Raw genomic sequence first — 26,070 nt, forward strand, 5'->3', positions numbered from 1 at the left:
ATATCCTGAATTGCCCTACCTTTAATCTAAAATGCATAAGTGTGAAAGTATTTAAGAAGCTGCTCTGGATAGTTTTGGGTATTGTCGCAATAATGGCACTGAGTAGTGCCATTTATGTGTACACCCATACCCCGGAATATGTCGGCAACATTGAAACGGATAAATTAAGTAATAAGGTAGAAGTTTACTTTGACACCTATGGCATACCCCATATCTACGGCGAAAAAGAAGAAGATGCCCTAAGAGTGCTGGGTTATGTCCATGCCCAGGACAGATTATGGCAAATGGAGTTGCTTCGTAGGATTTCAATAGGGGGACTTTCCGAGGTTTTTGGTGAGGATATGATTAAGACGGACAAATTCTTTCTGTCCTTGGGAATAGATGATGCCTCGCAAAAAACGGTGGAAAATGTTTCCAAAGATAGCCCCATGGTCGTGCTTAGCCAGGCATATTTGGATGGAATCAATCAATTCATAGCAGAAGGGCCAACTCCCATTGAATTTCATCTCACCAGTTTGGAAAAAACTCCTTTTACACTTAAGGACATCTATAATACCGTGGGATATATGGCCTTTAGTTTTGCGATGGCCCATAAAACCGACCCCTTACTAACGAATATTAAGAACCAATTGGGGCCAGCCTATTTAACCGATTTGGAAATAGGTGTTGATCCTAAAAGTACTTTGATCAAAAACTATAAACCCAGCATTCGCGATTCCATCAAAAATGAAATTGCCGGCTTGGTTTCAGAGGTATTGAAAGATTTTCCTGTCCCTCAGTTCGAAGGGAGCAATAGTTGGGTAATAGCGCCCGGTAAGACAAAAAACGGCAAGGTTATTTTGGCCAATGATCCCCATATTGGTTTTGCACAACCCTCAGTGTGGTATGAAGCCCATGTAAATGCCCCTAACTATGAAAAATACGGTTATCATTTGGCAGGAGTACCTTTTCCTTTATTGGGACATGACCGAAAGTTAGCCTACGGACTTACCATGTTCGAAAACGATGATATTGATTTTTACTATGAGGAGGAGAAACCAAATGACAGTAGCTTCTACAAGACCAGTGCGGGGTGGAAAAAATATGAACTGGTCACCAAAACTATAAAGGTGAAAGGGGAAGACGACCTTAATTTTACCTTTAAGAAAACCCATCATGGTCCCATTCTTAATGGAATTGCCGATCAGGTAATAGATCAGCGCCCAATAGCCATGTCCTGGATCTACACCAAATTGGAAAATAAGGTAATGGATGCCCTTTATGGCATGTCTCACGCCCAAAATTTATCGGAATTCAAAAAAGCCCTGCCGGATATTCATGCCCCGGGATTAAATATTATGTACGGCGATGCCGTGGGCAATGTGGGGTGGTTTGCAACAGCTAAACTTTATCAAATGCCGGATAGTACCAATACCAAGTTTATTTTGGAAGGTAGTACCGGAAAGGATGAACCCGTTCGTTATTTGGACTTTACCGAAAACCCCATAGCTATTAATCCCTCTTGGAATTATGTGTATTCCGCTAACAATCAGCCAGATTCCATCAACGGAAAATTTTACCCTGGATATTACTTGCCAGAGAATAGGGCAAAAAGGATCGTTACACTTTTAGAACCGAAAAATGACTGGGACAGGGATGCGGTACAGGAAATGTTATTGGATGCTACTTCCGGTGTAAATGCCAAGGTGGTAACCAACTTGGCCAAAAGCATAGAAGTAAAGGAAATGACCAAGGCACAGATTAGCGTCTTGGACAAAATGAATGTTTGGGATGGCAACAGTCAACTACAGCAAATAGAACCTACGGTTTATCACCGTTGGATCTATTTCTTACTAAAAAATACGTTCGAAGACGAATTGGGAACCCAAATGTTCCAACAAATGTTAGACACCCATTTCCACAAACGGCTTATAGCGCCAATGGCCGCTAAAGATAATTCCGTTTGGTGGGACGATGTAAACACCACCGATAGTGTAGAAACAAAAAATGACAGGGTAAACCTCTCGTTTAGACAAGCATTTCAGTCTTTGGAGGAAGATTTTGGCGAAGACCCGAACAAATGGACATGGGATAAGGTACACACTTTGGAACATGGACATCCCATAGGACAGATCAATGCACTTAGATCATTTTTTAATGTTGGTCCCTTCCCCGTTTCAGGAACTAGGGAGGTAATCAATAATATGTACTTTAAATATGATGACACCGGCTTATACCCGGCAACTTCAGGTCCCTCTACAAGACGGGTAATTGATTTTTCCGATATTGAAAATAGCACCAGTATACTACCAACAGGGCAGTCCGGGAATCCTTTCAGTGAACATTATGAAGATCAGGCCGAAATGTACAATCAGGGCAAATTTCGAAAAATGATGATGAACAGGGAGGAAATCATTAAAACCCAGGAGTCCCTATTGATCTTTGAGCCTAAAAAGTGATTTATATGTTGCAGTGGCTATTTGATGGTGTAATTATCAGTGAGCGGTTGGCAGTGGCATGTTCAAGGTTCAAGGTTCAAGGTTCAAGGTTTAAGGTTTAAGGTTCAAAAAAAAGTTGACAGTGGCAGTTCGCAGTGGGTATCCAAGTATACCAAAAAGGCTTTTGCTACTGTGAACAAAGTAAAATTGAAAATGCAAGAGGTGGCTTCGACGAAGGAGAAGGCGTAAGGGGTCGCAAGACCCAAAGAGGATATGAAACCCAGGTCTTTATCAATTCTTCACTTCGAGCGGTTTTTAAACGGAATGGCACAATAAAATTGTTTTAGTAATTAGACGGCCTTGAAAAATATTCTAAAAAAATTCCACAGTTAATCCATCATAATCCTCTATAAATTACCACATTGGCTATACTGTAAATTTATTTTATTTGTTTACATTTAAGACAAATAACAAGTAAATGCTTACAAAAGTTTATGGTAGTGCGGTTTTTGGGGTAGAAGCTACGACCATCACCGTTGAAGTAAATATCGATAAAGGCATCGGATACCATTTAGTAGGTCTGCCAGATAATGCTATAAAAGAGAGTAATTACCGTATAGCCGCTGCACTACAGAACAATGGCTACAAAATTCCAGGAAAAAAAATCACCATCAATATGGCACCTGCCGATCTTCGCAAAGAAGGTTCGGCCTACGACCTTACCCTGGCTTTGGGTATTCTGGCCGCCTCCAATCAGATTAAATCGGAATCCATAGAAAAGTACATTATCATGGGCGAGCTTTCCTTGGATGGAGGTATGCAACCCATAAAAGGAGCCTTGCCCATAGCCATTAAGGCCAAAGAGGAAGGTTTTAAAGGCTTTATATTGCCAAAAGATAATGCTCGGGAAGCAGCTATAGTAGATGATTTGGAGGTATATGGCATAGACAATATAAAAGAGGTGATAGATTTCTTTGACAAGGATATTCCCCTGACCCAAACAATTATTGACACTAAAGAAGAATTTTATAAAAGCCTGGATTTCCCTGAATTCGATTTTTCGGATGTTAAAGGACAGGAGAGCATAAAGCGTTGTATGGAAATCGCCGCTGCCGGCGGACATAATATTATCTTAATTGGTCCCCCGGGTGCGGGAAAGACCATGTTGGCCAAACGTTTGCCTTCCATTTTGCCGCCCATGACCTTGCACGAAGCCTTGGAGACTACCAAAATTCACTCTGTAGTGGGGAAGATCAAGAATATGGGACTAATGAACCAAAGGCCGTTTCGAAGTCCCCATCACACTATTTCGGACGTCGCCCTTGTAGGCGGAGGAGCCTATCCCCAACCAGGGGAAATATCCTTGTCCCATAACGGAGTCTTGTTTTTGGATGAACTGCCCGAGTTTAAACGGGGCGTACTGGAGGTAATGCGTCAACCCTTGGAGGACAGGGAAGTGACCATCTCCAGAGCACGATTTACGGTAACCTATCCCAGTAGTTTTATGTTGGTGGCCAGTATGAATCCAAGCCCGGGAGGCTATTTTAATGACCCCGATGCCCCTGTGACCTCTTCGCCGGCGGAGATGCAACGCTATTTGAGCAAGATTTCAGGGCCGTTGCTGGACCGAATCGATATCCACATAGAAGTTACCCCGGTACCATTTGAAAAGCTGTCAGAGGAACGCAAAGGAGAAGGTAGTGTAAAAATCAGAAAGCGCGTTACTACCGCCAGGGAAATACAGACCCAACGCTTTGAAGAAATTGAGAACGTACATTACAATGCCCAAATGAATACCAAGCACATACGTAAATATTGTAAGATGGACGACCCTTCCAAAGAGCTGTTGAAAAATGCCATGGAACGATTGAATCTTTCTGCGCGGGCCTATGACCGAATCCTGAAAGTAGCAAGAACGATCGCAGATCTAGAAAATGCCACGGATGTAAGCGGAAATCACATTGGCGAAGCCATTCAATACCGTAGTTTGGACCGTGAAGGCTGGTTGGGGTAAGCCAGACATATTTTTAACTAATTACACCATAACAGATAACCACTATTCGCATTATGAAAATTCATTCTAAAATTCTAATCACAGCTTTCTTATTAGTAGGATTCACGGCATTAAGTCAAACAAAATCAATAGCACTTGCCAAAATTAATACAGAAGGTTTTCAGAAATCCCAAGTTATGAGCCTAATCGGCGACCTTTCAGATGTTTACGGCCCTCGGCTAACAGGAACAAATAAATATTATACAGCAGCAGAATGGGCAAAGAAGACCATGGAAAATTGGGGAGCAGACAAGGTTTATTTCGAAAATTACTGTAATGATTGTATGGGTTGGGAAGTAAAATCCTTTAATGTAGAAATGACAGCACCTGCTTATATGAAAATACAGGCCTATCCCTATGCCTGGACAGAAAGCTCCAATGGTGTCCAAATAGGCGATTTAATTTGGATAGAAAGTCATACCGATTTAGAAAATGTAAAAAGCCAATGGAGCGGAAAATTAAAAGGAAAGACCATACTCATAGGTTCTGCTCCAGAACAAAATATGTTATTCGATGCACTTTCAACAAGATTTACTGAAGACCAAATTGAAGAAGCTGAAAAATCAATTGTCCCTGCCCCAAGCAACCCTTTAGGGCCAACTGCCGGTGATTTGAATTTAATTGAAGATTTAGAAGTAATATTCAACAGTTTCATGAGAAAGGACGATGCTTTTTTTGCTTTTTTAAAAGCAGAAGGGGCCTTAAGTATTTTAAGAACTACGCCTTTTTATCCAGGTATTGTTCATCCAAGTGGTACTTATAACTATAAAGAAGGTCATGTAAAATCGGTTCCATATTTCGCTATTTCACCTGAAAGTTTCGGAAAATTAAAACGCTTAATAGATAGGGAAATCAATCCGAAAATTAAATTCCATTTAGATTCCGAGCTTTATTTAAAACCTGAAAATAATGTAAACATTATAGCGGAGATTAGCGGTTCAGATCCAAAATTGAAAGACGAAGTGGTTATGATAGGGGCACATTTTGATTCTTGGCACCCAGCATCTGGAGCAACGGATAATGGAGCCGGGTCGGCAGTCATGATGGAAGTGATGCGAATAATAAAAGCAACCGGATTAAAACCAAAACGAACTATTAGAATGGCACTTTGGGGAGGCGAGGAGCAAGGGTATTTAGGTTCTATGGCCTATGCTGAAAAGCACTATGGAAAAGTAAAGGATAAGAATAGAAAGAAAGAGGTCGAAAAAATTTCGGCCTATATAAATATGGATAACGGTGCTGGACAAATGCGAGGAATTTATTTACAGGGAAACGAAGCCGTAAAACCCATTTTTGAAGAAATGTTGGCCCCTTATGAGTATTTGGATGTGAACAATCTAACCATTCAAAACACCAATTTTACCGATCATGATGTTTTTGATTATTACAAGATTCCAGGATTTCAGATAATTCAGGATAAGCTAAACTATAGTACTGTAACACATCACACCAATTTAGATGCTTTGGAATATGTACCGGAACGCGATATGATGATCAATGCCACCGTAATTGCAGCGCTGGTTTATCAAATTGCGGAACTGAATTCCCGTTTGCCTAGAGAGGATTAAAGGCTGTTTTCCCAATATAGTGCAAAATCACGAGACCCTGCGTAGCAGGGTTGTAGTGGAAATAGTTAAAGCATGATGCTCTCATTAGTGTGGAAATAAATATGAACAGTGTAGCTGCCAAGGATTGCAATAGGGCACTAGCGTGACGCTTGCGCCAGCGGGGGCAATATGTAGTAAGCAGGAGCCTATTTATCCATATGCTAATAGTCTCTCGCCCAGCTAGGGGGCAGAATTTTTTATATCTTAAGCATAATATATGCTATTGGTCTATCCTTTTTAATTCCTGCCATTTTAACTCGTTCATGTTATCATCAAAATTGGGATCATAACCTTGAAGTTGGGTGCCAATATATTCGCCATTATTGTTCATCCAATACTGATTGGCACCTTCGTCTACCTTATAGGTCTTACCAGTAGAAACATCCGCAACATTGATACGTTCGTACATAGCATCAATAAACTGCTCCTGATTTTTGTCACTTGCGGCATTACTGGCTTTCCAACCACTCATTATGGCATCATTGATGGCATTACTTTTATTCACAAATTGCCGCTGACTTTCTTCAAAAGACCGTTGATTTTGGGCCATTCTCGCGTTAAATGCCGCCCAATTTGCCCCCACCCGTTGCGCTTCCTCCTTATTGTAAGCCATGATGGGCTCCAAGTTATAGCGGGTATTGGCCAGACTAAATATATATTGCTTTTTTGCTGTTTCAAAATAGGAAGGCTCCGCCTCCAATCCCGCTGCTATATAGAACCAATTTTGCATGGATTGGGAAGTGCTTACGTTTAAATGTACTATGGTAAAATAGGAATTACCATTCTGCATTTTCCAATCAATACCATAAACTGCGACGTCCGAACGGCTGGGCATGGCCTTAAATAATTGATCCCAGTACCATTTATCCATTTTGGTTATTTCAGGGATTTCATAATACTTTACATATTGCAATCCATTACTATTTCCCCAAGGAATAAAATCCTGTTGCATCAATTGTTCAATACCTGGCATCTGTCGCATTCGTTGTCCACTTTGGGAGTAGGCATATTGCAGATTTGGATCAAAATTGGCCATAAAATTTTGAAGCGGAAAATATGTTATTTTTAAGCCACGGGGTCCTGTAATACCATCCACTCTTAAATTCCACAAAGCCGGCATGGGAAGTATTGAAGAAACGCTTCCATTTGCGTCTATATTCTTTTTCATTTCCATTTTTTCCCAATACCCATTAGAAGTAACTTCTTTGTTTTTTACAACCGGCCTACTTTCAGAATTATCAGTATTATCCGAATTATAAGACTCGGTATTATTTCCGGGATCTATAGTGCCATTTTGCTTACAGCTTACAAAACTCAATACTAATATCAACAGTAACAAACAGTTGGTTTTCATAATAAGAAACTTTTATAGGTCCGTTAACTAAAAATAATCAATTTTACTTATATATTTAGGGGGTGTTAAAAACTTTGTCCCGCTTGCGGCAAAGGGGAGCTTTTCAGATCCTGACTATTTCTTTACGGCCTTTATGGAACAATTTCAAAATGCTTTAAAATAGTAATAGGATCATGATGGTTGTGCCTATATTTATTTAAGTGTATAAACCCATAAAATGCGGTGGCATGAAGTTAATTTTAAATAGCATTTTATTTTCAATGTTGATTCTTTCGTGTTCCTCCCCCGCGAAAACTGAACAAATACTAGTGGTAAATCAACCTGCCGAGTTCGAACCCCAAGAGGCGATTTGGCTAATATGGCCATCCACCGACCATAAGGAAGGAGAATCCGTAGAACAAGTATCCCTTGCCATTGTAGAATCTTTATTAGGGAATATAGATATAGTGATAACTTGCAAGGACAAAGAACTTTTGGCCCATGCCAAAGACACCCTAAAAAAGTATTTTGGGGAATTGCCAAAACTTAAACTTCTGGAATTCCCCTCAATTGAGATCTGGGCACGGGACATGGGACCAATATTCGTAGAGACCGATCAAAATACTTTGGCCATTGCCGATTTTAATTTTAATTCCTGGGGCTATTCCGATACTTTGAACATAGATACCAAAACAGAGGAATTATATGATGAAAGGGTGGCAAAACGTTTTAATCTGCCTGTGATTTCGAGTGCCATGATCAGCGAAGGCGGAAATAGGGAAGTAAATGGAAGAGGTACGCTAATTACCACAGAAGCCGTTGAAATGGACAGAAATCCGCATATGACCAAGGCCGAGATGGAGAGTGAATACAAAAGGCTCCTGGGTGTTAAGAAGATTATCTGGTTGAAGCAGGGTTTGGTGGAAGATGATCATACATTCCTTGGCCCGATAACCACTTTGGACGGACAAAATGCCTACACTGTAGTTACTACCAATGGTCATGTTGATGAATTTGCCCGATTTGTAAATGATTCCACCATCCTAATGGCAAAGGTTGATAGCGTTGAATTTAACGATCCCATTGCTTGGGAAAACCATAAGCGAATGGAAGAGAATTACAAAATATTGTCGGGTGCTACGGATCAGGATGGCAATCCATTTACCATTATCAGAATGCCGCTTCCCGGAACTATTTTTTCAACCATGAGTCCAGGGGATTATGTTTACGAGTACATTAAAACACTGGACTATACCAACGGAAGTACCTTTCCTAATGGAGAGCCCATAAAAGTCATGGCGGCACTCAGCTACCTTAATTTCATTATAACCAATAAGGTGGTCATTGGACAGCGTTGTTGGAGGGAAGGCATGTCTAACGAGTTGAAACTAAAGGATGAAAATGCTGCTCAGATTTTGCAATCCGTTTTTCCCGACCGAAAAATAGTCATGATCGATGCCCTTGCGGTCAATTTAGGAGGTGGTGGCATCCATTGCATCAGTATGCACCAGCCGTTGTTTTCTTTCAATTAGAGGTAATTATTGTTGAGCACAACAGGGAAAACATTACAATAATATCCACCTAGCCATTACGAACCTGCCTCTCGGCAGACAGGCTTGAAGACTGAAAACCATTAGAGAGGCTTGCTCTAGCGGTGGTATTATTTTGGTAAATATCCTTTAAACCTGATCAATTTATCATCACTTTGCTGATAGGTAATGGGTTTGGGATCTAACCATTCCACTATTTTATCTTTTATGGCGTAGGCAAAGAAGTGATTCCCTGAAGGGGTATAATGACCAATAAAATACCGGTCCATATATTCATCCAAAGTGAGATTGAATTTTTTGAAATCGTTGAGGTGTACCTCATTCATATCAAAATACTGGTAACCATAATTATTAATAAAATCGATAATCTCTTGATCATAGCGCTTTTTCCCGTTGACCATTTCCTTAAACACATTTGTCGGGTCAAAATGCACCAACAAAAGCTGCTTGCGTTGAGCTTTACAAAACTCATCGGTTTTTTTTAAAATGTATTTCGTGGCTTCAAAGGAGTATTTGTTTTTTAAAGCGGTAGCGCTGCTCTTCATCCTTTCTATACTGGAAAAATCTACCTCAGGCAACTCCAAGATATGGGCAAGTTTATTAAGCCCTTCCGCATCCACATCAGAATTTACCATATCATAACTCAGTAAATAAAGCTGCAACATTAAATCATCTTTCAGATTACTGTACATAAATTCGGGGTCGGACATTTTATACATATCCTCTTTAGAGTTTATCCTGTTTTCCATTTCTACCAGTTTTCCTGTATGGATATCCATTTCAATATTGGACCAGAAATTACCATGGAACATATACCCGCCATAATCGTTCCAACGGGTATAATAAGAGGCGTAGCGACATCTAAAAACACTTCTTACATAATCGTCTCCCCACATATAAAGAATAACGTATTTGGAGTCTTTGTCCTCTTTTTCCCGCCTCAATAGCCTTCTATAAGCCTGGTATACTCCAAAACCTCCCATTCCGAAATTATTAATCGGTTCCCCTAGATGACCGGCAAGATACTCCTGCCAAGTTTCGGCATCGCTTACCTGGTGACAATGGGTAAAACTATTGCCATAGGTATTGATCCGGCATGGTTTATCGGCATATACGCTGTTGGTCCTTTTACCGTCTTTCATTACAGTAGATAGCGTATAGCTGTTATCTATCCCGTCATGTGGCATATAATTTCCCAAAATATACCCTACCTCTGGATCAAACTGGGCCCAACTATCCTGATTCAAGAAAATATCCAATTCATCCTTGGGAACGGCACTATTTCTTAGGTATTCAGCATACGACTTCTTATCACCTATCTTGGAGCGCCCAAATAGAAAATCGGGCAGCAAGGATATTCCTCCTGCGGTCATTGCAGTGAAAACATTGGATTTAATGAATTTTCGTCTGTCCATAATTATTCATTAGAAATTAATTGCAAAATCCTATTATCATTGATAACCTTAAAAGCATCCTTATAATCATTTAAATTAATGAATATAAATCGATAATTAGAATAATTGGCCCAATAAGCGTACCCTCACCGATGACGTAAGCCTGGTAAGTGGACACAGAGCCTCCCGATAGTGCCTGCAAGCTAAAGACCAACTGATAAAGTAATCATCCTCCAGTGGATTTCCAATATTTTCACAGCAACTATTTTCGAGATTGAAATAAGGCTATATTTGGATTCCAATTTCAATGACAATTTTTTATAACCTATCCTTTAAAAATTCATAAATACCAGTGAAAAAAATATTCCTGATTTTCATGATATCTGCACTTTACTCGTGTGGAAGTGCTAAATACAATTATTTTTTTGATACTGGGAAGCAACTCGACTTCAGCCATGGAAAGTGGATATTGAACAGTACCCAATCAAATTCAAGAATATTCGATACTGAACTCTATGATACTTCACTTAAAGGATTTAAAAAAATTATGGGCGACTCCTTAATAGAAATGAACGATTTAAGGAGTACCAAACTGGTTGCTCCAAAAATAAAGTTCCAGTTGTCGGAATCGGATTTAAAAGAGTTGAAAAGAGATACGGACTGTGACTACATCATCAATATTGGAGGAAATGCGATTAGTGACGGCTTGGGTACATTGTCATTTTCCGATCAAAATGAAAATTCGAGCAATAGTGCAGCTGTGTCGATAACCATTTACGACTTAAATGCCGAGGCATTGATCTCTTCATCACAGGTTTATGGCAAAACGGAACAACAGGATGCGATTTTTCCAGATAGTAAACAACGTCCCTCTATTAATCCCAGTTCCCATATGATAATGTTGAAAGGAGCAAAGAAACTGATCGGAAAATATGAAAAGTACTAACTGGGTCATTGAAAAACCATAAGGGTTTTCAACTTAAGGTGTGTAAATGTATTGAAAAGATAAGATTTCGCGGAGCGGTCAGCAAACATTAAACCTTGAACTTAGACCTTTAAATACTTATTCCAAATGCAACTGCACCAGATCTTTACCGGTATTCAGTTTGTTATAAGGGATAGTCTGTCCGTAAATTTCCTTCACTATTGCATATAGATCGGGGATTACGGTTTTGGCAATTTTACTGTTGTTGCTCAATAGTACACAGATACCCAGATCAGCCTCTGGATAAACGGCAATTTCATTTCTGTAGTTGTTGACACTTCCTCCATGATGCCAAATAGTTTTTTCTTGGTCCGAGCCCTTCTCCATGAATTTATGTATTCTCCAACCATAGCCGTAGTAAGATGTTTTATGTCCCGGCCAATGTTGATAATACTTGCTTTCTCCTTTAATTTCTATAAAAGGGGAGAATGTTTCAGCTAACGCAGATTTGCTCATTAATTCCGGGTTGTGCCCTAGTAAAAACCGCATCCATTTGGCCATGTCAACAGAGCTGGCACTAATACCCCCCGCTGCAATGGCATTGTAATAATTATTTGAAAGTGGCAATGTTCTCCAGCCGTTTCTTCTTTTGGAGTGTGGCATGGCCACATTTTCCATATGCGCCAAGGTTTCATAATCCATGGTAGTAGAGCACATGCCCAAGGGATTGAAAAAAGTATTGGTCAACACCTCGCTTATATCCTGTCCGGTTGCCTTGTGTATCATTTCCCCACATAGGGCAAACATGGCATTCTGGTAACTGTAAACAGATCCAGGTTCACTGATGGGTGTAATCTCCTTAAAGCGTTCGGCAATGGTATGTAAGGGCAGTCCGGCCTCCACTAGATTGGTGTAACTATGATATGGTGTACCAGCGGTATGCGATAAAATATTGGCCAGGGTAATTTTATCGGTATTGTTCCTGTCTCCAAATTTAAACTCTGGTATAAAATCGCTTACCTTATCCTCCCAATGTAATTTGCCTTCATCTTTTAATTCGGCAGCCAATACCCCGGCAAATCCTTTGGAAAGAGATCCAAGTCTAAAAATAGTCCCACCATCCACGCGATCATCACGGTTGATATTCCTTTTACCATAACCATCCGAAAGTATAATAGAATCATCTTTTACAATACTCACTCCTGCTCCTACAATATCCCCTGCCGAGATAGCTTTATCAAAATAGGCATTTATGGCAATTCTCAATTCATCCTGATGTCTTTTATAAAGTAGCTCCTCTTTGGCATTCAATGCATCCTTTAAATGATCAATACTTGTAACGGCTACTTTGGTCCCTTGATCTGGGACCGACTTAAAGGCGTTTAAAACAAGGGCTACTAGTGTAAGGATTAAAAGCGAAATTCCTATTAAGGTTTTGCTTCTCTTCATAAGGGGTGCGTTTTATATAATGAAATATTTTCTAAATATAGGATGATATACTTAAATAACGGATGAAATACACAATTTCTTATTTACATCCTTATATTTTTAACACTAAATTCCAAATGGTTTTTCCGGGCATAGTCTAAAAAGTACTGTACATTACATGCCCTTACAGCGCTACGGTCTATAGTACAAGATAATCGACTCTAGATTTACGGCTTAGGATCAATGAAATTGAATCAAAAAATCAGACTGATCGGGATTAAAAAAGCTTAAAGCTCGGGCACAAGCCTAAATAAATTGATATATTGTAGTCAGTTTAAACAATCCCTAAACTGTATTTCAACTTAATACCGTTAGACCTAATATGACTAAAAGAATAATTCTCGTAACTATACTGACATTTTCAGTAATATCGTGGTGCAACGGACAAGACAAGGACGAAAGGACTAAATTTTTTCCGAAGATTGAACTTTCTGTATTAAATGTTCCAAATAAAGAGAATTTATGGGTTTTTATACTCGCAGGTCAATCCAATATGGCTGGTAGAGGATTAGTAGAACCTCAGGATACCGTTCCCAACAAAAGAGTATATACCCTAAACAAACAGGGCAAAATCATCTTTGCCAAAGAGCCCCTACATTTTTATGAACCCTCAATGGCCGGGTTGGACAGCGGACTTTCATTTGGCAAGGCCTTGATCAGGCAAATTCCTGACAGTATTTCGGTACTTTTAATTCCTACTGCGGTTGGTGGAAGCTCAATTTCACAATGGCTAAACGATTCCATCCACAGGGATGTTAAACTATTCTCCAACTTCAAACAAAAAGCAGAATTGGGTATGCGTTATGGGACAGTAAAAGGCATTCTTTGGCATCAGGGCGAAAGTGATGCCAAAACCAAGGAGGCTCCAATGTACCAAATCAAATTATCGGAGTTGTTCTATCAATTCAGAAAGATAATTGGGAACCAAGAGACAACTGTTTTAATAGGACAACTGGGCAGTTATTCGACCAATCCCCTGTGGTCGAAAATTAATGATCACATAAAATATTATGTATCCACCGATCCAAATTCTGGGATGATCAATACCCAGGACTTAAATGACAAAGGGGATAAGGTGCACTTCAATTCCGAAGCACAGCGGCTCATGGGTGAAAGATTTGCCAATGAATTTATTATATTACAGCACTAGCCATATATTGCATATGCGTTACTGTGTTAATCATAATATACGGGTACTAGATATACTGTGATTTACACTGCATTAGTTCTACTCGCGTATGGCATGACCAAAAACCAATATGGGTCAACTTAACCATGGCCTACGTTTTAACCTCAAATATGTGCAACCTAAATTATGAGGTCAGCACATAAATGGCCCACGCAAAGCAAAAGGCACAATAGAGATAAAATAAAAATTCGTTTAATGTAGTATTTTCCTTCATAAGATCGGGTTTATATATAAAACCCCATAAACAAAGGAAAAGGATTTTCGTCTCCATGTATGGAACAAAATTTCGACGACCTGACCCCAATTCGGATGAAGGGTCAAAATCATCTATGAAAGTAAAATCCTACAAAACCATAAAACCAAGAAAGACAACGGTTTACCGATGATTTATTGGTCCAAAACCTTAGAAAAACTACAATTTTACCACACAATTCTGTGCGGCCGATTTGTAGATAGCCTCAACAACACGAATATCCCTTAGTCCTTCTTCCCCAGGAACAATTAAGTCGGTTTTGTCCATAATGGCCATGGCATCTTCATCCATTTGTTTGGCCTGCTGACTGGGGATGGAAAATTTTATGATCGTCCCATCGGACATACTACCATTATTGCCATTGTAGGAGCTGTGTGGTTCCATCTTCAACCATCCTTTTTCATAGTTTACTTGAAGATGGTTCATATTTATACCAAAACTGGTCTGGCAGGACGCTCTGGCTCCGCTGGGAAATTCCAGATGAAACATCATGGTTTCCTCTACTTCGTGATAAATTTCAGGTCTGGTTGTGGAGGCCTGCGCCAATACCGAAATCGGTTCTTCGCCGGTAGCCAATCGGGCACCTTGTAATGCGTAAACGCCCATATCACCCATTGCACCACCACCTAATTTTTTGTTTTGCTTCCAATGGTTGGTCCGGCCGTCAAAATATCCAGCGGCAGAAGTCACCATCCGTACTTTCCCAAAAGGCCTTTCCTTGCCCACTTTCATATACGCCTGAATATTGGGGTCGTGCTGACAACGGTACCCGATAGCCAATTTTACCTTGTTGTCCTTACATGCTTTGATCATTGCCTCACAATCGGCTACAGATGGTGCCATTGGCTTTTCGCACCAAACATGTTTACCCGCCTTGGCAGCCCTTATGGTATACTCTGCGTGCATGGAAGGTGGCAGAACCACATATACCACGTCAATATCCGGGTTATTGGCAATAGTATCAAAATTCTTGTAATTGTATATGCTCTGGTCCTTTATACCATATTTTTCTTGCCAAACAGGAATTTTTTCAGGACTACCGGTGACAATGCCCCTTAATTCACAGTTGTTGGTCAATTGTAGGGCAGGGGCAAGAAGATCCGTACTATAGTACCCCAATCCAACAAGGGCTACCCCTAATTTTTTCTTTTGTGCCCCGGTCGAGGACATTAATATTTGAGGTGTAAATGCGCTTGCTGCTGCAATTAATCCCACTTTTTGAATAAATATTCGCCTTTGTTTTTCCATGGTCCCAATTTGAGGGTAGAAAATACCACAAAAAATTGAAAATTCCATGAAAATTTGTGAAGCCTTTGAAGCATAGAAAGTACTAGAATATTTCAAAGACTGTAAACCCTTTTTCCAAAAAGTTTAAATTCCTTAATGAATGGGCCATAGAATTTCGCAGTACTTATAAAAACGGAAAGATAAAAGTAACCTTATTCCTTTTTCTGAAGGTTTTGGACCAATAGATCCTTTAAAACATATGCCGCAACAAGAATAAAGCCGGTTATCAGGGTTGGGGTAGCGTATTCCCATTCCAATATTTTGGTAAGGCTTCCAATGATTATGGCCAATATGCCAATGATCATCATTGTATTCCACATAAAATACGCAATGTCACTCCTATCGTCATCCTTGTCGTCAATGAGATATGTTGTGCCTTCCATGATGATCCAAATAATAAACGCCAAGCTGCCTATGACCTGAAAAAAATCATTGTGGGATATGTCCAGAATTTTGAAAATTCCATTTAGGGACCATGAAGTGACTAAAATTAATTTGTTGTATTGCAGAAATCCTTTTTTTGTTTTTTTCCAAAATCGCCAGGCATACAATACACCAATGGCGACAAGAGAAATTAATATTATGGGATTTGCGACGGTCGTAAAATGTAAAATTTTACAAAGAAAGCCTACAACAAGGAGGGAAATGGCAATTCTTAAAGGTGTTCTCAAAATCTTCTTTTCTGTTTCCATAAAATTGTTTTTAAGATTCATTGCATTTCAGTTTTGGTTTTACTGAATTGCCTTTGTCCTTACTTCAAAAGACATTTCCCTATGGTGTCACTATCTAAAGCACTTTGATATTGGCCTTTAGTCCTTCCATTATTCCTAAAATATTATCTACCGTTTCCTTTAAATAATATTTAATGAGTACGTGGGGAATACGAATGGTGGTAAATCCATTTCTAAAAGAATGCATAGCTTCTTCCAAATCGTTGATGGCTTGTTCATGGGTTATAGAATGGTATTCCGTGTCGATTTCTATATTAAGTTTTACCCTAGATATAGCAATATCCACTGATTTTTTTCCATCCCACCATTCCAGCATTGGATTTACACCTGCATTTTTTAAACCATAATATAATTGTATGGCTTCCTTGGGGGTTCTTTTGAGTTTGATCAGCTTTTCCATGCGGCCTTTATGCTTGGCACAAAGCTCTAATCCTAAGAGGTCCATCGCACTTTTGTGGTCAAGATAATCAAGCTCTTTGTTACAATCTAAACATGTCATTCAAGTAGGTTAAAAATTTGATTTGGGACTATTATAACCGTAATATTTTTGGATTATTATATGTGGGTTATCCAAAAAGGCCATCTTTTAGACGAACTGCAACTTTTTAGATGAACGACCTACTTTTCAAACCATATGGCCTTTAAAAAACAAATATTCTTCCGCATTTTGGAATATCCATATATATTTACATAATTGCCATTTTAAACCTAAGTAATGGACCATAGAACAATGTTTAAAACAATAGTACCGACCTTTATATTTATTGTAATTCTTTTTGGCTGTAGGGACCAACAAATTACAAAGCCTAAAGATGCATCAGCCTTGGCACTGCCGGAACTGAACTTTAATGAAGCCAATCGGCTGGTTCGCCTGCCATTGGATTGCCTACAAACGGAATATCCCAACAAATTAAATCAGTCACTTCAGGATTCGACCCATTTGGGCGGACCTAAACAATTGCACCCTGCATTTTATGGTTGTTACGATTGGCACTCCTCTGTTCACGGTCACTGGTCCTTAGTTTCCCTACTAAAACAGTTCCCAAGTTTAAATCAGGCTTCCACAATTCGCAATAAACTGGTGGAAAATATTTCCAAGGAAAATATAATGGCAGAAGTGGACTACTTTAACATGGAAGGAAATAGGTCATATGAACGGACTTATGGGTGGGCCTGGATCCTGAAATTGGCCGAAGAACTTCATACATGGCAGGACCCTTTGGCCCGTGACCTAGAGGTTAATTTACAGCCGTTGACAAACTATATAGTGGAGGCCTACATAGAATTTTTACCAAAATTGAATTATCCCATTAGAGTTGGGGAACATACCAACACCGCATTCGGACTTTCCTTGGCTTGGGATTATGCGGTTGTCCTTGAGGACGAGGCCTTAAAAAATGCCATTACTTCCAGTGTTGCAAGTTTTTATGAAAATGACACAGCTTGTCCTATGATCTGGGAACCTAGCGGATTCGATTTTTTATCGCCCTGCCTGGAAGAAGCCAATCTGGTGAGAAAAATTTATAGCCCCGACAAGTTTAAAAAATGGTTGGATAAATTCCTGCCCCAATTGGCAGATCCTCAATTTAATCTGGAACCGGGAAAAGTATCGGACAGAACAGATGGGAAATTAGTGCATTTGGATGGTCTCAATTTTAGTAGGGCCTGGTGTTTGTACGGAATTGCAGAGACACTTCCCCAATACTCCCATTTAAAACAAATTGCCACCGAGCATATTAATTACTCCCTCCCCAGTATTGTTGATGACAATTACAGTGGTACCCATTGGTTGGGAAGTTTTGCATTATACGCCTTAAATACAGCCCAATAGAATGAAATGGAAAATGGGGCCAGGAGTTTTGGTAGCAGCAGCCTTTATAGGTCCTGGTACCGTTGCTGTTTGCTCCATTGCCGGTGTACAATATGGATATTTGCTTCTTTGGGCCCTGTTGCTTTCCGTGGTGGCAACCGTAATATTACAGGAAATGGCAGCGAGATTGGGAATTGTCACCCAAAAGGGATTGGCCCACGTAATAAAAGTAGAGATAGGTGTCCGCTGGATAAAGATTTTGGTGCTGGGCCTTATCTTATCAGCAATAGTCATAGGGAATGCAGCTTATGAAGGCGGTAATATTGGTGGTGCTTCCTTGGGCTTGGAGGCTATATTTGGGCAAGAATATATAAGTTTTTATCCTTGGGTAGTAGGATTTTTTGCATTTCTACTTTTGTTTTTTGGTAATTATGAGGTTTTGGAAAAGGTACTGATTTCCTTGGTAGTGGTCATGAGCATATCTTTCCTATTGACGGCCATAATTACAAAACCGGATATTTCGGCCATAATACAAGGTCTTTTTATCCCTAAAATTCCAGATGGAAGTATTTTGACTATTATTGCTCTGGTAGGCACCACGGTAGTACCCTATAATTTATTTTTACATACCTCATTGGTAAGTGAAAAATGGAAATCCAAGGAAAATTTGAAGGAAGCCCGAAGGGATACCGTCTTATCCATTTTACTGGGAGGTATGGTATCCATGGCCATAGTGGTAACCGCAACTGCCATTCCATCCAACGAAATAACCAATATTATGGATATGACCAAAGGCCTGGAACCACTATATGGGGAAAGTGCCAAATATTTTATGGGAATCGGACTTTTTGCAGCCGGGATAACCTCTGCCATTACCGCACCCTTAGCCGCCGCCTATGTGGCCAATAGCTGTTTTGGATGGAATACGACTATGGATAGCATAAGGTTCAAATTGGTCTGGATGATCATTTTATTGTTAGGTGTCCTGTTTATGTCCGTAGGAATAAAACCGTTAGAGATTATTAAATTTGCCCAGGTAACCAACGGAATGCTTTTACCAATTATCGCTATTTTTCTGCTATGGATCGTTAATCGGAAAACAGTAATGCTGGAATATCAAAATACCATATTTCAAAATATATTGGGTATTATCATCATAATTTTGTCTGTTATTCTTGGGGCAAAAAGTATATTAACCGTTTTTGGGCTATTTTAAGGACATGATCAACATCGATATAAATTGTGACATAGGTGAGGGCGTAGGCAATGAAGAAGAGCTATTGCCCTTAATTACCTCCTGTAATATTGCCTGTGGCGGCCATGCCGGGGATGCCGATACCATGATGAAGTCAACCTTATTGGCCAAAGAACACAGGGTGCTGATTGGGGCGCATCCATCATATCCGGATAGGGCGAATTTTGGAAGAACAAGTATCAAAATGGCTAAGGATGATTTGAAAAAAAGTATTCTTGCCCAAATTGAGGATTTAAACACTGTCCTCAAAACTTTGGGTATTTCGCTGAACCATATTAAACCCCATGGTGCACTATACAATGACGTGGCCAAGGACAGGGAATTAGCATTGGTATTTTTGGATACTATTGAGAAATATAAAAGGGAGGTATTTTTGTATGTTCCTTATGATTCAAAAATAGCCGAGGAGGCCCTGCGTTCAGGATTTCGAATAAAATATGAGGCCTTTGCCGATCGCAATTATAATGAAGACCTCTCCCTAGTGTCCAGAAAAGTCCCTATGGCCTTGATACAGGATCCCAAAGCAGTCATGGACCATTTACTATATATGGTGACAAAAGGTGCCGTTTTGACCCTTTCCGGGAAGGCTGTAAAAATCGAAGTAGACACCTATTGTCTTCACGGCGATTCTCCTTCAACATTACAAATATTAGCGTATCTTTCCAAACATTTACCAGAAAACCAAATCTTAATAAAAAAGTGAGTAGTTTCAAAATATCTGTAAGGCAATTTGGTGTCCACGCCATATTGGTGGAGTGGCCCAATAGGGTGGAAGAATCTATATTGGACGAGATTCTCCAATTCATTCAGTACTTAAAAAAAAATCACCTAGACGAAAAGGAATGGGAGTTTATACCTGCCTATAATTCACTTACTTTGATATGCAAGGACACCGTACTAGATTTCGATTATTTAAAACCGAAAATAAAGGAATGGTATGCCGTAAAAGGAAAAATAGAACCTGCTACCAGATACCTTTGGCGATTACCTGTAAGTTATGATCTGGAATTCGGGCTGGATCTCGAGGAGATATCCGGAGAATTGGGCATGTCCGTAGAACGCATCATAGAATTGCACTCCCAAAGTATTTATACGGTCTATGGTATAGGATTCTTGCCAGGGTTTATGTATTTGGGCGGCGTGCCGGAGGTTCTGGAGGTTCCACGCAAATCTACCCCTAGACCTAAGGTGCTTAAAGGCTCCGTTGGTCTAGCTGGAAAACAAACCGGAATATACCCCCAGGATTCGCCAGGAGGATGGAACATAATTGGGAAAAGTCCCGTACCTATGTTCGACGTAAAAAAGGAAAATCCCTGTTTTGTTAAAGTGGGGGATAAAATACAATTTTACCCTATTTCGATGGCAGAGTACCAATTGCACAAAATTGAAGGTGAGGTAGGGATTTATAACTTAGAAAAAAAAGTGCTGGATGCTTAACATAATAAAATCGGGCTTTTTCACTACAGTGCAGGATACCGGTAGATATGGGTACAGGGATAAGGGTGTTCCAGTTTCAGGAGTTATGGACTCTTTCTCTGTCTCTAAGATAAATACTTTGTTGGAAAACGATGAAAACAGTGCCGTATTGGAAATAACCATGACGGGACCAACATTGGAATTTGAACAAGATTCCTATATTGTTCTGGGAGGGGCAGAAATGGCGGTAACACTTAACGATATTATCATAGAAAATTACAAAGTATATAAAGTCAATGCAGGTGACATCTTAACCTACGGCAAATTATTAAAAGGATTCAGGGCATACTTGGGGATTAAGGACGGATTCAACACTGCATTGGTATTGGGCAGTAGATCCTATTTTAAACCAATTACCGAGAAGGATTCCATTAAGAAAATGTCCAGTCTTCCGTACACAAAGTGTAAACTTTTCAGTCCCAAAATTTCGAAACTCAAAGTAGACTCCGTTTTGGACAAAACCAAATTGGATGTTTATAAGGGGCCGGAATATAAGCTGCTGACAGATAACCAATTGGCCCAACTATTTTACAGGGAATTTACGGTGGCAAACGAAAATAACCGTATGGCATATCAGCTTAACGAGCTAATTGAGGGCAATAAGGTATCCATGTTGACCTCGGCAACCCTGCCTGGAACAATACAGCTGACTCCTGCGGGAAAATTGATCATTTTAATGAAAGATGGTCAGACCACAGGTGGCTATCCAAGAATTTTACAGTTGTCGGACATGGCCATGTCCATTTTGGCCCAAAAAAGATCTGGAGACCATATAAGTTTTAAGCTAAAATAGGCGACGGAAATTTATTTCTTTGTCAATTAAATTTTAATACCTAATTTTACAGTAATGAAAATAAATAGAAGCATAATCAAATTGGTCATTGTCGTCCCACAAATGGGATGATACGGATTTCTATTTATTTAAAAAGCCTGTATCAGATATATTTGATACAGGCTTTTTTTTAGGTTTTACCGAACTATAATTTGGAATTATGTTCTTTTTTAAGTAGCCAGAAAAAGGTTTATCAAAGAATAAAAACCTACTGGATATGATATGGTTTATGCATTTAGATGACTGATTATCAAATAGTTAAAATTAAATCGTTATTATTGAATTTAAATCAAATTTTTATGTTAAAAATCTAAGGGTATTTAAACTTTTATCTTTGGTAGTCGTAGTTTATATAGAACAGTATTAAAATACAAAGAATACAAATTAATGGAATTAAATAAATTTAGCAAAAACGTTACCCAGGACCCCACTCAACCTGCCGCACAGGCTATGTTATACGCCATAGGACTGGAAGAAGAGGATCTAAAAAAACCTTTGATCGGAATTGGTAGTACAGGTTATGAGGGCAATCCTTGTAATATGCACTTAAATGATCTAGCACAGGAAGTAAAACTTGGTACTGAAAAAGGCGGCTTGGTTGGACTTGTGTTCAATACTATAGGTGTTAGTGATGGTATTTCAATGGGTACTTATGGTATGAGATACTCATTGCCTTCTAGGGATATCATTGCAGATTCTATGGAAACTGTGGTACAAGCTATGAACTATGACGGACTGGTAACTGTTGTAGGTTGCGACAAAAATATGCCTGGCGCCCTTATGGCCATGATTAGATTAGACAGACCCTCTGTTATGGTTTATGGTGGCACAATTGCCTCTGGCTGCTTTAAGGACAAAAAATTGGATATCGTTTCTGCATTTGAGGCATGGGGCGAAAAGGTTGCTGGAACAATGAGCGAGGAGGATTACAAAGGAGTAATTCAACATGCATGTCCAGGAGCAGGCGCATGTGGTGGTATGTACACAGCCAATACCATGGCTTCCGCTATCGAAGCTTTGGGAATGGCCTTGCCTTACAATTCCTCAAACCCCGCTATTGGCAAGGAAAAGAAGCAAGATGCCATTAGCGCTGGTTTTGCATTAAGACATCTATTGGAAAACGATATTAAGCCCAGCGATATTATTACAAGAAAATCTTTTGAAAACGCTGTGCGCTTGCTTACCCTCTTGGGAGGATCCACCAACGCTGTCCTACACTTTTTGGCCATAGCAAAAGCAGCAGATGTTGATTTTACTTTGGACGACTTTCAGAAAATTAGTGACAGTACCCCGTTCTTGGCAGATTTGAAACCTAGTGGCAAATACCTAATGGAAGATCTACATCGTGCTGGTGGTACACCGGCAGTGATGAAGTTTATGTTGGAAAATGGTATGCTGCACGGCGATTGCATGACCATTACCGGTAAAACCGTTGCAGAAAACCTTGCAGAGGTTTCAGGTTTAAAAGAAGGTCAGCAAATTATTAAGCCTTTGAACGCTCCGATCAAGGAGTCCGGACACTTAAGAATCTTATACGGAAACCTTGCTGAAGAAGGTGCCGTAGCTAAGATTACCGGAAAAGAAGGATTGCACTTTTCTGGTCCTGCAAAAGTTTTTAATGATGAGTTTTTGGCCAATGCCGGGATAGGCAAAGGATTGGTGAAAAAAGGTGATGTTGTAGTTATTAGGTACGAAGGTCCAAAAGGTGGCCCAGGTATGCCGGAGATGTTGAAGCCTACAGCTGCCATTATGGGTGCCGGACTAGGGAAAGATGTAGCCTTGATTACCGATGGACGCTTTTCCGGAGGTACACACGGTTTTGTTGTTGGACACGTATGCCCCGAAGCCCAGGACGGTGGAACCATCGCCCTCTTGAAAGATGGGGATGTCATTACCATTGACGCGGAAAAAAATAGTATTTCCGTAGCCTTGTCAGAGGAAGAGATCAAAACGCGAAGGGCAAACTGGGTACAACCGCCCCTTAAGGTTAAAAAGGGAAGTTTGTACAAATATGCAAAAACGGTATCCTCGGCCTCACAAGGTTGTGTAACCGATGAAATATAGTATTTAGGGCTATAAAAATAAAGCATCTGCCCAAAAAAATAAAGGATTTTACACCAAGTATGTTAACCGATTAGGTCTACAATTATGGAAACACTGAAAAAGGAAAAAACAGCATCAACAAAACAGAGCACAAAGAGGATAAGTGGTGCGGAGGCTATAATCCATTGCCTATTGGCTGAGGGCGTAGACTTGATTTATGGATATCCTGGAGGGGCCATTATGCCTCTGTATGACGAATTATACAAATTTCAGGATAAACTTACCCATATTCTAACAAGACATGAGCAGGGAGCCACCCATGCTGCACAAGGCTATGCCAGGGTAACCGGAAAAGTAGGTGTGGCAGTGGCCACTTCAGGTCCAGGGGCCACCAATTTGATTACCGGTATTGCCGACGCCCAGATAGATTCAACACCCATGGTCTGCATTACAGGCCAAGTAGCCAGACATTTGTTGGGTTCCGACGCTTTTCAGGAAACCGATATTATCGGAATTTCCACACCTGTAACCAAATGGAACTGTCAGGTTACCAAAGCTTCTGAAATCCCTGAAGTCTTGGCCAAGGCGTTCTATATTGCCAGATCGGGCAGACCAGGACCGGTATTAGTGGATATCACCAAAAATGCACAAATAGATGAGTTCGACTTTTCATATGAGCATTGTAAAGGGGTTCGCAGTTATAATCCGTACCCTAAACCAGATATAAAAGCCATTAAGGAAGCGGCCAATTTAATCAATGCTGCCAAAAAGCCTTTCATAGTTTTTGGACAGGGAGTAATTTTAGGGGAAGCCGAGGAACAACTAAAAACCTTGGTAGAGAAGGCAGGTATTCCTGCTGCCTGGACCATACTTGGGCTTTCCGCCATGGATACGGACCACCCATTAAATGTTGGAATGGTAGGGATGCACGGTAATTACGGACCTAATTTATTGACCAATGAGTGCGATGTACTCATTGCCATTGGTATGCGTTTTGACGATAGGGTAACCGGAAGTTTGGATACTTATGCCAAACAGGCAAAAATTATCCATTTCGATATAGATCCTGCTGAAATAAACAAAAACGTTAAGGCAGATGTAGCGGTATTGGGCGATTCCAAGGTTACCTTGGACCTGTTGCTACCAATGATCAAAACCAACAGTCATGATTCTTGGCACAATGAGTTTAAGAAGAAATATGAGATAGAGTTTGACCAGATCATTAAAAATGATGTTTATCCTACCAAGGATAGACTTACCATGGCAGAAGTTATTGAGGAAATCAATATAGCCAGTGGCCATAAAGCCATAATAGTGTCAGACGTTGGGCAGCATCAAATGATTGCCTGCAGATATGCCAAATTCAAACAGACCAAAAGTAATGTTACCTCTGGTGGATTGGGAACTATGGGCTTTGCCTTACCAGCGGCTATCGGAGCCAAAATGGGAGCCATGGACAGAGAAGTAGTTGCCATTATTGGCGATGGGGGATATCAAATGACCATTCAGGAATTGGGGACAATCTTCCAGAACAAGACTCCTGTTAAGATCGTGGTACTCAATAATGATCATTTGGGAATGGTACGCCAGTGGCAGGAACTGTTCTTTGAAAGTAGATATGCCTCTACCGTAATGGTAAATCCTGACTTTGTAAAAATTGCGGAAGGTTACCATATACAATCCAAGCGCATAAGCGAGAGAAAGGATTTAAAGGCCACCATTCAAGAAATGTTAGCCTCCAAGGATGCTTACTTTTTGGAAGTCAAAGTAGAAAAAGAGGACAATGTTTTCCCTATGATTCCTTCGGGGGCATCAGTATCGGATATACGATTGAAATAAATTAATTATTAATTAAAATTACCCATAACTTCATATTTTTGATGGAGGATTGGGATAAGGAGATGGAAAAAAAATGGTTTACAATTTCAGTGTACTCCGAGAATAGCGTGGGACTACTGAACAGAATTTCAGGGATATTTTTAAAACGTCACATAAACATTGAGAGTTTAAATGTTTCAAAATCGGAAATAGACCACGTGTCTAAATTTACCATTGTGGTATACACGACAGAAGATTGGGTACGTAATATTGTGGGACAAGTGGAAAAACAAATTGAAGTAATCAAGGCGTTCTACCATACTGACGAAGAAACCATTTATCAGGAATCGGCATTATTCAAAGTAGCTTCTACCTTATTGTTCGATGAGCGAAATATCCAAAACATTATAAAGGATAGTAATTCGCAAATTGTTACGGTGTCCCGTGATTTCTTTGTTTTGTCAAAGACAGGAAGAAGAAATGAAATCGATGAAATGTACCAACAATTGAAGCCCTATGGCATTATGCAATTTGTTCGGTCGGGAAGGATTGCTGTTTCAAAATCGGAAATGAAAATTTCATCATTATTAAAAGAGTTTAATCAATAAA

General features: G+C 39.9%; 20 protein-coding genes. 14 read left to right on the forward strand and 6 right to left on the reverse strand.

What is annotated here, in order from left to right; translation table 11 throughout:
* The first annotated feature begins 41 nt into the window (after nt 1-41).
* The 3 genes from LV92_RS08935 (at nt 42) to LV92_RS08950 (ending at nt 6,038) form a co-directional block, all read left to right on the forward strand.
* The gene (locus LV92_RS08935; protein ID WP_111623300.1) at nt 42-2,438 is read left to right on the forward strand and encodes a penicillin acylase family protein; all 2,397 of its coding nucleotides are present in this window, start codon (nt 42-44) and stop codon (nt 2,436-2,438) included.
* A 457-nt stretch (nt 2,439-2,895) separates the two neighbouring features.
* Entirely contained in the window at nt 2,896-4,431 is a 1,536-nt protein-coding gene (locus LV92_RS08945; protein WP_111623302.1) for a YifB family Mg chelatase-like AAA ATPase, read from the forward strand.
* Nucleotides 4,432-4,484: 53 nt separating this feature from the next.
* The gene (locus tag LV92_RS08950) at nt 4,485-6,038 is read left to right on the forward strand and encodes a M20/M25/M40 family metallo-hydrolase (protein WP_111623303.1); all 1,554 of its coding nucleotides are present in this window, start codon (nt 4,485-4,487) and stop codon (nt 6,036-6,038) included.
* A 259-nt stretch (nt 6,039-6,297) separates the two neighbouring features.
* On the opposite strand, the gene LV92_RS08955 is transcribed toward LV92_RS08950, so the two are convergent.
* On the reverse strand, nt 6,298-7,431 hold the full coding sequence (locus LV92_RS08955; protein ID WP_111623304.1) for a hypothetical protein: 1,134 nt from the start codon (nt 7,429-7,431) through the stop codon (nt 6,298-6,300).
* A gap of 227 nt (nt 7,432-7,658) precedes the next feature.
* Between LV92_RS08955 and LV92_RS08960 the strand changes: the two genes are divergently transcribed.
* A complete protein-coding gene (locus tag LV92_RS08960; protein WP_111623305.1) occupies nt 7,659-8,942 on the forward strand; it encodes an agmatine deiminase family protein in 1,284 nt (427 codons plus the stop codon).
* Nucleotides 8,943-9,070: 128 nt separating this feature from the next.
* On the opposite strand, the gene LV92_RS08965 is transcribed toward LV92_RS08960, so the two are convergent.
* Complete coding sequence (locus LV92_RS08965) at nt 9,071-10,375, reverse strand: hypothetical protein (RefSeq protein ID WP_111623306.1); 1,305 nt, start codon at nt 10,373-10,375, stop codon at nt 9,071-9,073.
* 331 nt (nt 10,376-10,706) lie between these two features.
* Here LV92_RS08965 and LV92_RS08970 point away from each other — a divergent pair, with 331 nt between their 5' ends.
* On the forward strand, nt 10,707-11,300 hold the full coding sequence (locus tag LV92_RS08970) for a hypothetical protein (RefSeq protein WP_146613527.1): 594 nt from the start codon (nt 10,707-10,709) through the stop codon (nt 11,298-11,300).
* 117 nt (nt 11,301-11,417) lie between these two features.
* Here LV92_RS08970 and LV92_RS08975 read toward each other — a convergent pair whose 3' ends face one another.
* Nucleotides 11,418-12,728 carry a serine hydrolase domain-containing protein gene (locus LV92_RS08975; RefSeq protein WP_111623308.1) on the reverse strand — a complete coding sequence of 437 codons (1,311 nt, stop codon included), beginning with the start codon at nt 12,726-12,728 and terminating at the stop codon, nt 11,418-11,420.
* 361 nt (nt 12,729-13,089) lie between these two features.
* On the opposite strand from LV92_RS08975, the gene LV92_RS08980 reads away from it, so the two are divergent.
* The gene (locus LV92_RS08980) at nt 13,090-13,917 is read left to right on the forward strand and encodes a sialate O-acetylesterase (protein ID WP_111623309.1); all 828 of its coding nucleotides are present in this window, start codon (nt 13,090-13,092) and stop codon (nt 13,915-13,917) included.
* A gap of 451 nt (nt 13,918-14,368) precedes the next feature.
* On the opposite strand, the gene LV92_RS08985 is transcribed toward LV92_RS08980, so the two are convergent.
* From LV92_RS08985 to LV92_RS08995, 3 genes are all read right to left on the reverse strand, one after another.
* Entirely contained in the window at nt 14,369-15,457 is a 1,089-nt protein-coding gene (locus tag LV92_RS08985) for a Gfo/Idh/MocA family protein (RefSeq protein WP_111623611.1), read from the reverse strand.
* A 191-nt stretch (nt 15,458-15,648) separates the two neighbouring features.
* Nucleotides 15,649-16,188: a hypothetical protein gene (locus LV92_RS08990; RefSeq protein WP_111623310.1), complete on the reverse strand. Its 540-nt coding sequence runs from the start codon at nt 16,186-16,188 to the stop codon at nt 15,649-15,651.
* Nucleotides 16,189-16,282: 94 nt separating this feature from the next.
* Entirely contained in the window at nt 16,283-16,726 is a 444-nt protein-coding gene (locus LV92_RS08995) for a hypothetical protein (RefSeq protein WP_111623311.1), read from the reverse strand.
* Nucleotides 16,727-16,942: 216 nt separating this feature from the next.
* Here LV92_RS08995 and LV92_RS09000 point away from each other — a divergent pair, with 216 nt between their 5' ends.
* From LV92_RS09000 to ilvN, 8 genes are all read left to right on the forward strand, one after another.
* The gene (locus LV92_RS09000) at nt 16,943-18,058 is read left to right on the forward strand and encodes a DUF2891 domain-containing protein (protein ID WP_245946315.1); all 1,116 of its coding nucleotides are present in this window, start codon (nt 16,943-16,945) and stop codon (nt 18,056-18,058) included.
* Nucleotide 18,059: 1 nt separating this feature from the next.
* Nucleotides 18,060-19,253 carry an Nramp family divalent metal transporter gene (locus tag LV92_RS09005; RefSeq protein ID WP_111623313.1) on the forward strand — a complete coding sequence of 398 codons (1,194 nt, stop codon included), beginning with the start codon at nt 18,060-18,062 and terminating at the stop codon, nt 19,251-19,253.
* Between the two features lie 4 nt (nt 19,254-19,257).
* On the forward strand, nt 19,258-19,995 hold the full coding sequence (gene pxpA / locus LV92_RS09010) for a 5-oxoprolinase subunit PxpA (protein WP_111623612.1): 738 nt from the start codon (nt 19,258-19,260) through the stop codon (nt 19,993-19,995).
* The gene (pxpB, locus tag LV92_RS09015; RefSeq protein WP_111623314.1) at nt 19,992-20,729 is read left to right on the forward strand and encodes a 5-oxoprolinase subunit PxpB; all 738 of its coding nucleotides are present in this window, start codon (nt 19,992-19,994) and stop codon (nt 20,727-20,729) included. Before pxpA ends, pxpB begins: the two co-directional genes overlap by 4 nt.
* Nucleotides 20,722-21,561: a 5-oxoprolinase subunit C family protein gene (locus tag LV92_RS09020; protein WP_111623315.1), complete on the forward strand. Its 840-nt coding sequence runs from the start codon at nt 20,722-20,724 to the stop codon at nt 21,559-21,561. Before pxpB ends, LV92_RS09020 begins: the two co-directional genes overlap by 8 nt.
* Before the next feature lie 426 nt (nt 21,562-21,987).
* On the forward strand, nt 21,988-23,664 hold the full coding sequence (ilvD, locus tag LV92_RS09025) for a dihydroxy-acid dehydratase (protein WP_111623316.1): 1,677 nt from the start codon (nt 21,988-21,990) through the stop codon (nt 23,662-23,664).
* Nucleotides 23,665-23,748: 84 nt separating this feature from the next.
* Nucleotides 23,749-25,482, forward strand: coding sequence for a biosynthetic-type acetolactate synthase large subunit (gene ilvB, locus LV92_RS09030; protein WP_111623317.1), 1,734 nt, complete (start codon nt 23,749-23,751; stop codon nt 25,480-25,482).
* Nucleotides 25,483-25,544: 62 nt separating this feature from the next.
* Nucleotides 25,545-26,069 carry an acetolactate synthase small subunit gene (gene ilvN, locus LV92_RS09035; RefSeq protein WP_111623613.1) on the forward strand — a complete coding sequence of 175 codons (525 nt, stop codon included), beginning with the start codon at nt 25,545-25,547 and terminating at the stop codon, nt 26,067-26,069.
* The last annotated feature ends 1 nt before the right edge of the window (nt 26,070 follow it).

Source organism: Arenibacter echinorum, assembly GCF_003259375.1.
In the GTDB taxonomy this organism is placed as follows: domain Bacteria; phylum Bacteroidota; class Bacteroidia; order Flavobacteriales; family Flavobacteriaceae; genus Arenibacter; species Arenibacter echinorum.

Bases quoted from the DNA above. Each gene is read 5' to 3' on its own strand.
- LV92_RS08985 (WP_111623611.1), bottom strand. From the start codon at position 15,457: ATGGAAAAACAAAGGCGAATATTTATTCAAAAAGTGGGATTAATTGCA.
- LV92_RS09005 (WP_111623313.1), top strand. From the start codon at position 18,060: ATGAAATGGAAAATGGGGCCAGGAGTTTTGGTAGCAGCAGCCTTTATA.
- LV92_RS08950 (WP_111623303.1), top strand. From the start codon at position 4,485: ATGAAAATTCATTCTAAAATTCTAATCACAGCTTTCTTATTAGTAGGA.
- ilvD (WP_111623316.1), top strand. From the start codon at position 21,988: ATGGAATTAAATAAATTTAGCAAAAACGTTACCCAGGACCCCACTCAA.
- LV92_RS08960 (WP_111623305.1), top strand. From the start codon at position 7,659: ATGAAGTTAATTTTAAATAGCATTTTATTTTCAATGTTGATTCTTTCG.
- ilvB (WP_111623317.1), top strand. From the start codon at position 23,749: ATGGAAACACTGAAAAAGGAAAAAACAGCATCAACAAAACAGAGCACA.
- LV92_RS08995 (WP_111623311.1), bottom strand. From the start codon at position 16,726: ATGACATGTTTAGATTGTAACAAAGAGCTTGATTATCTTGACCACAAA.
- LV92_RS08980 (WP_111623309.1), top strand. From the start codon at position 13,090: ATGACTAAAAGAATAATTCTCGTAACTATACTGACATTTTCAGTAATA.
- LV92_RS08945 (WP_111623302.1), top strand. From the start codon at position 2,896: ATGCTTACAAAAGTTTATGGTAGTGCGGTTTTTGGGGTAGAAGCTACG.
- LV92_RS09000 (WP_245946315.1), top strand. From the start codon at position 16,943: ATGGACCATAGAACAATGTTTAAAACAATAGTACCGACCTTTATATTT.
- ilvN (WP_111623613.1), top strand. From the start codon at position 25,545: ATGGAAAAAAAATGGTTTACAATTTCAGTGTACTCCGAGAATAGCGTG.
- LV92_RS08990 (WP_111623310.1), bottom strand. From the start codon at position 16,188: ATGGAAACAGAAAAGAAGATTTTGAGAACACCTTTAAGAATTGCCATT.
- LV92_RS08975 (WP_111623308.1), bottom strand. From the start codon at position 12,728: ATGAAGAGAAGCAAAACCTTAATAGGAATTTCGCTTTTAATCCTTACA.
- LV92_RS08955 (WP_111623304.1), bottom strand. From the start codon at position 7,431: ATGAAAACCAACTGTTTGTTACTGTTGATATTAGTATTGAGTTTTGTA.
- pxpA (WP_111623612.1), top strand. From the start codon at position 19,258: ATGATCAACATCGATATAAATTGTGACATAGGTGAGGGCGTAGGCAAT.
- LV92_RS08965 (WP_111623306.1), bottom strand. From the start codon at position 10,375: ATGGACAGACGAAAATTCATTAAATCCAATGTTTTCACTGCAATGACC.
- LV92_RS09020 (WP_111623315.1), top strand. From the start codon at position 20,722: ATGCTTAACATAATAAAATCGGGCTTTTTCACTACAGTGCAGGATACC.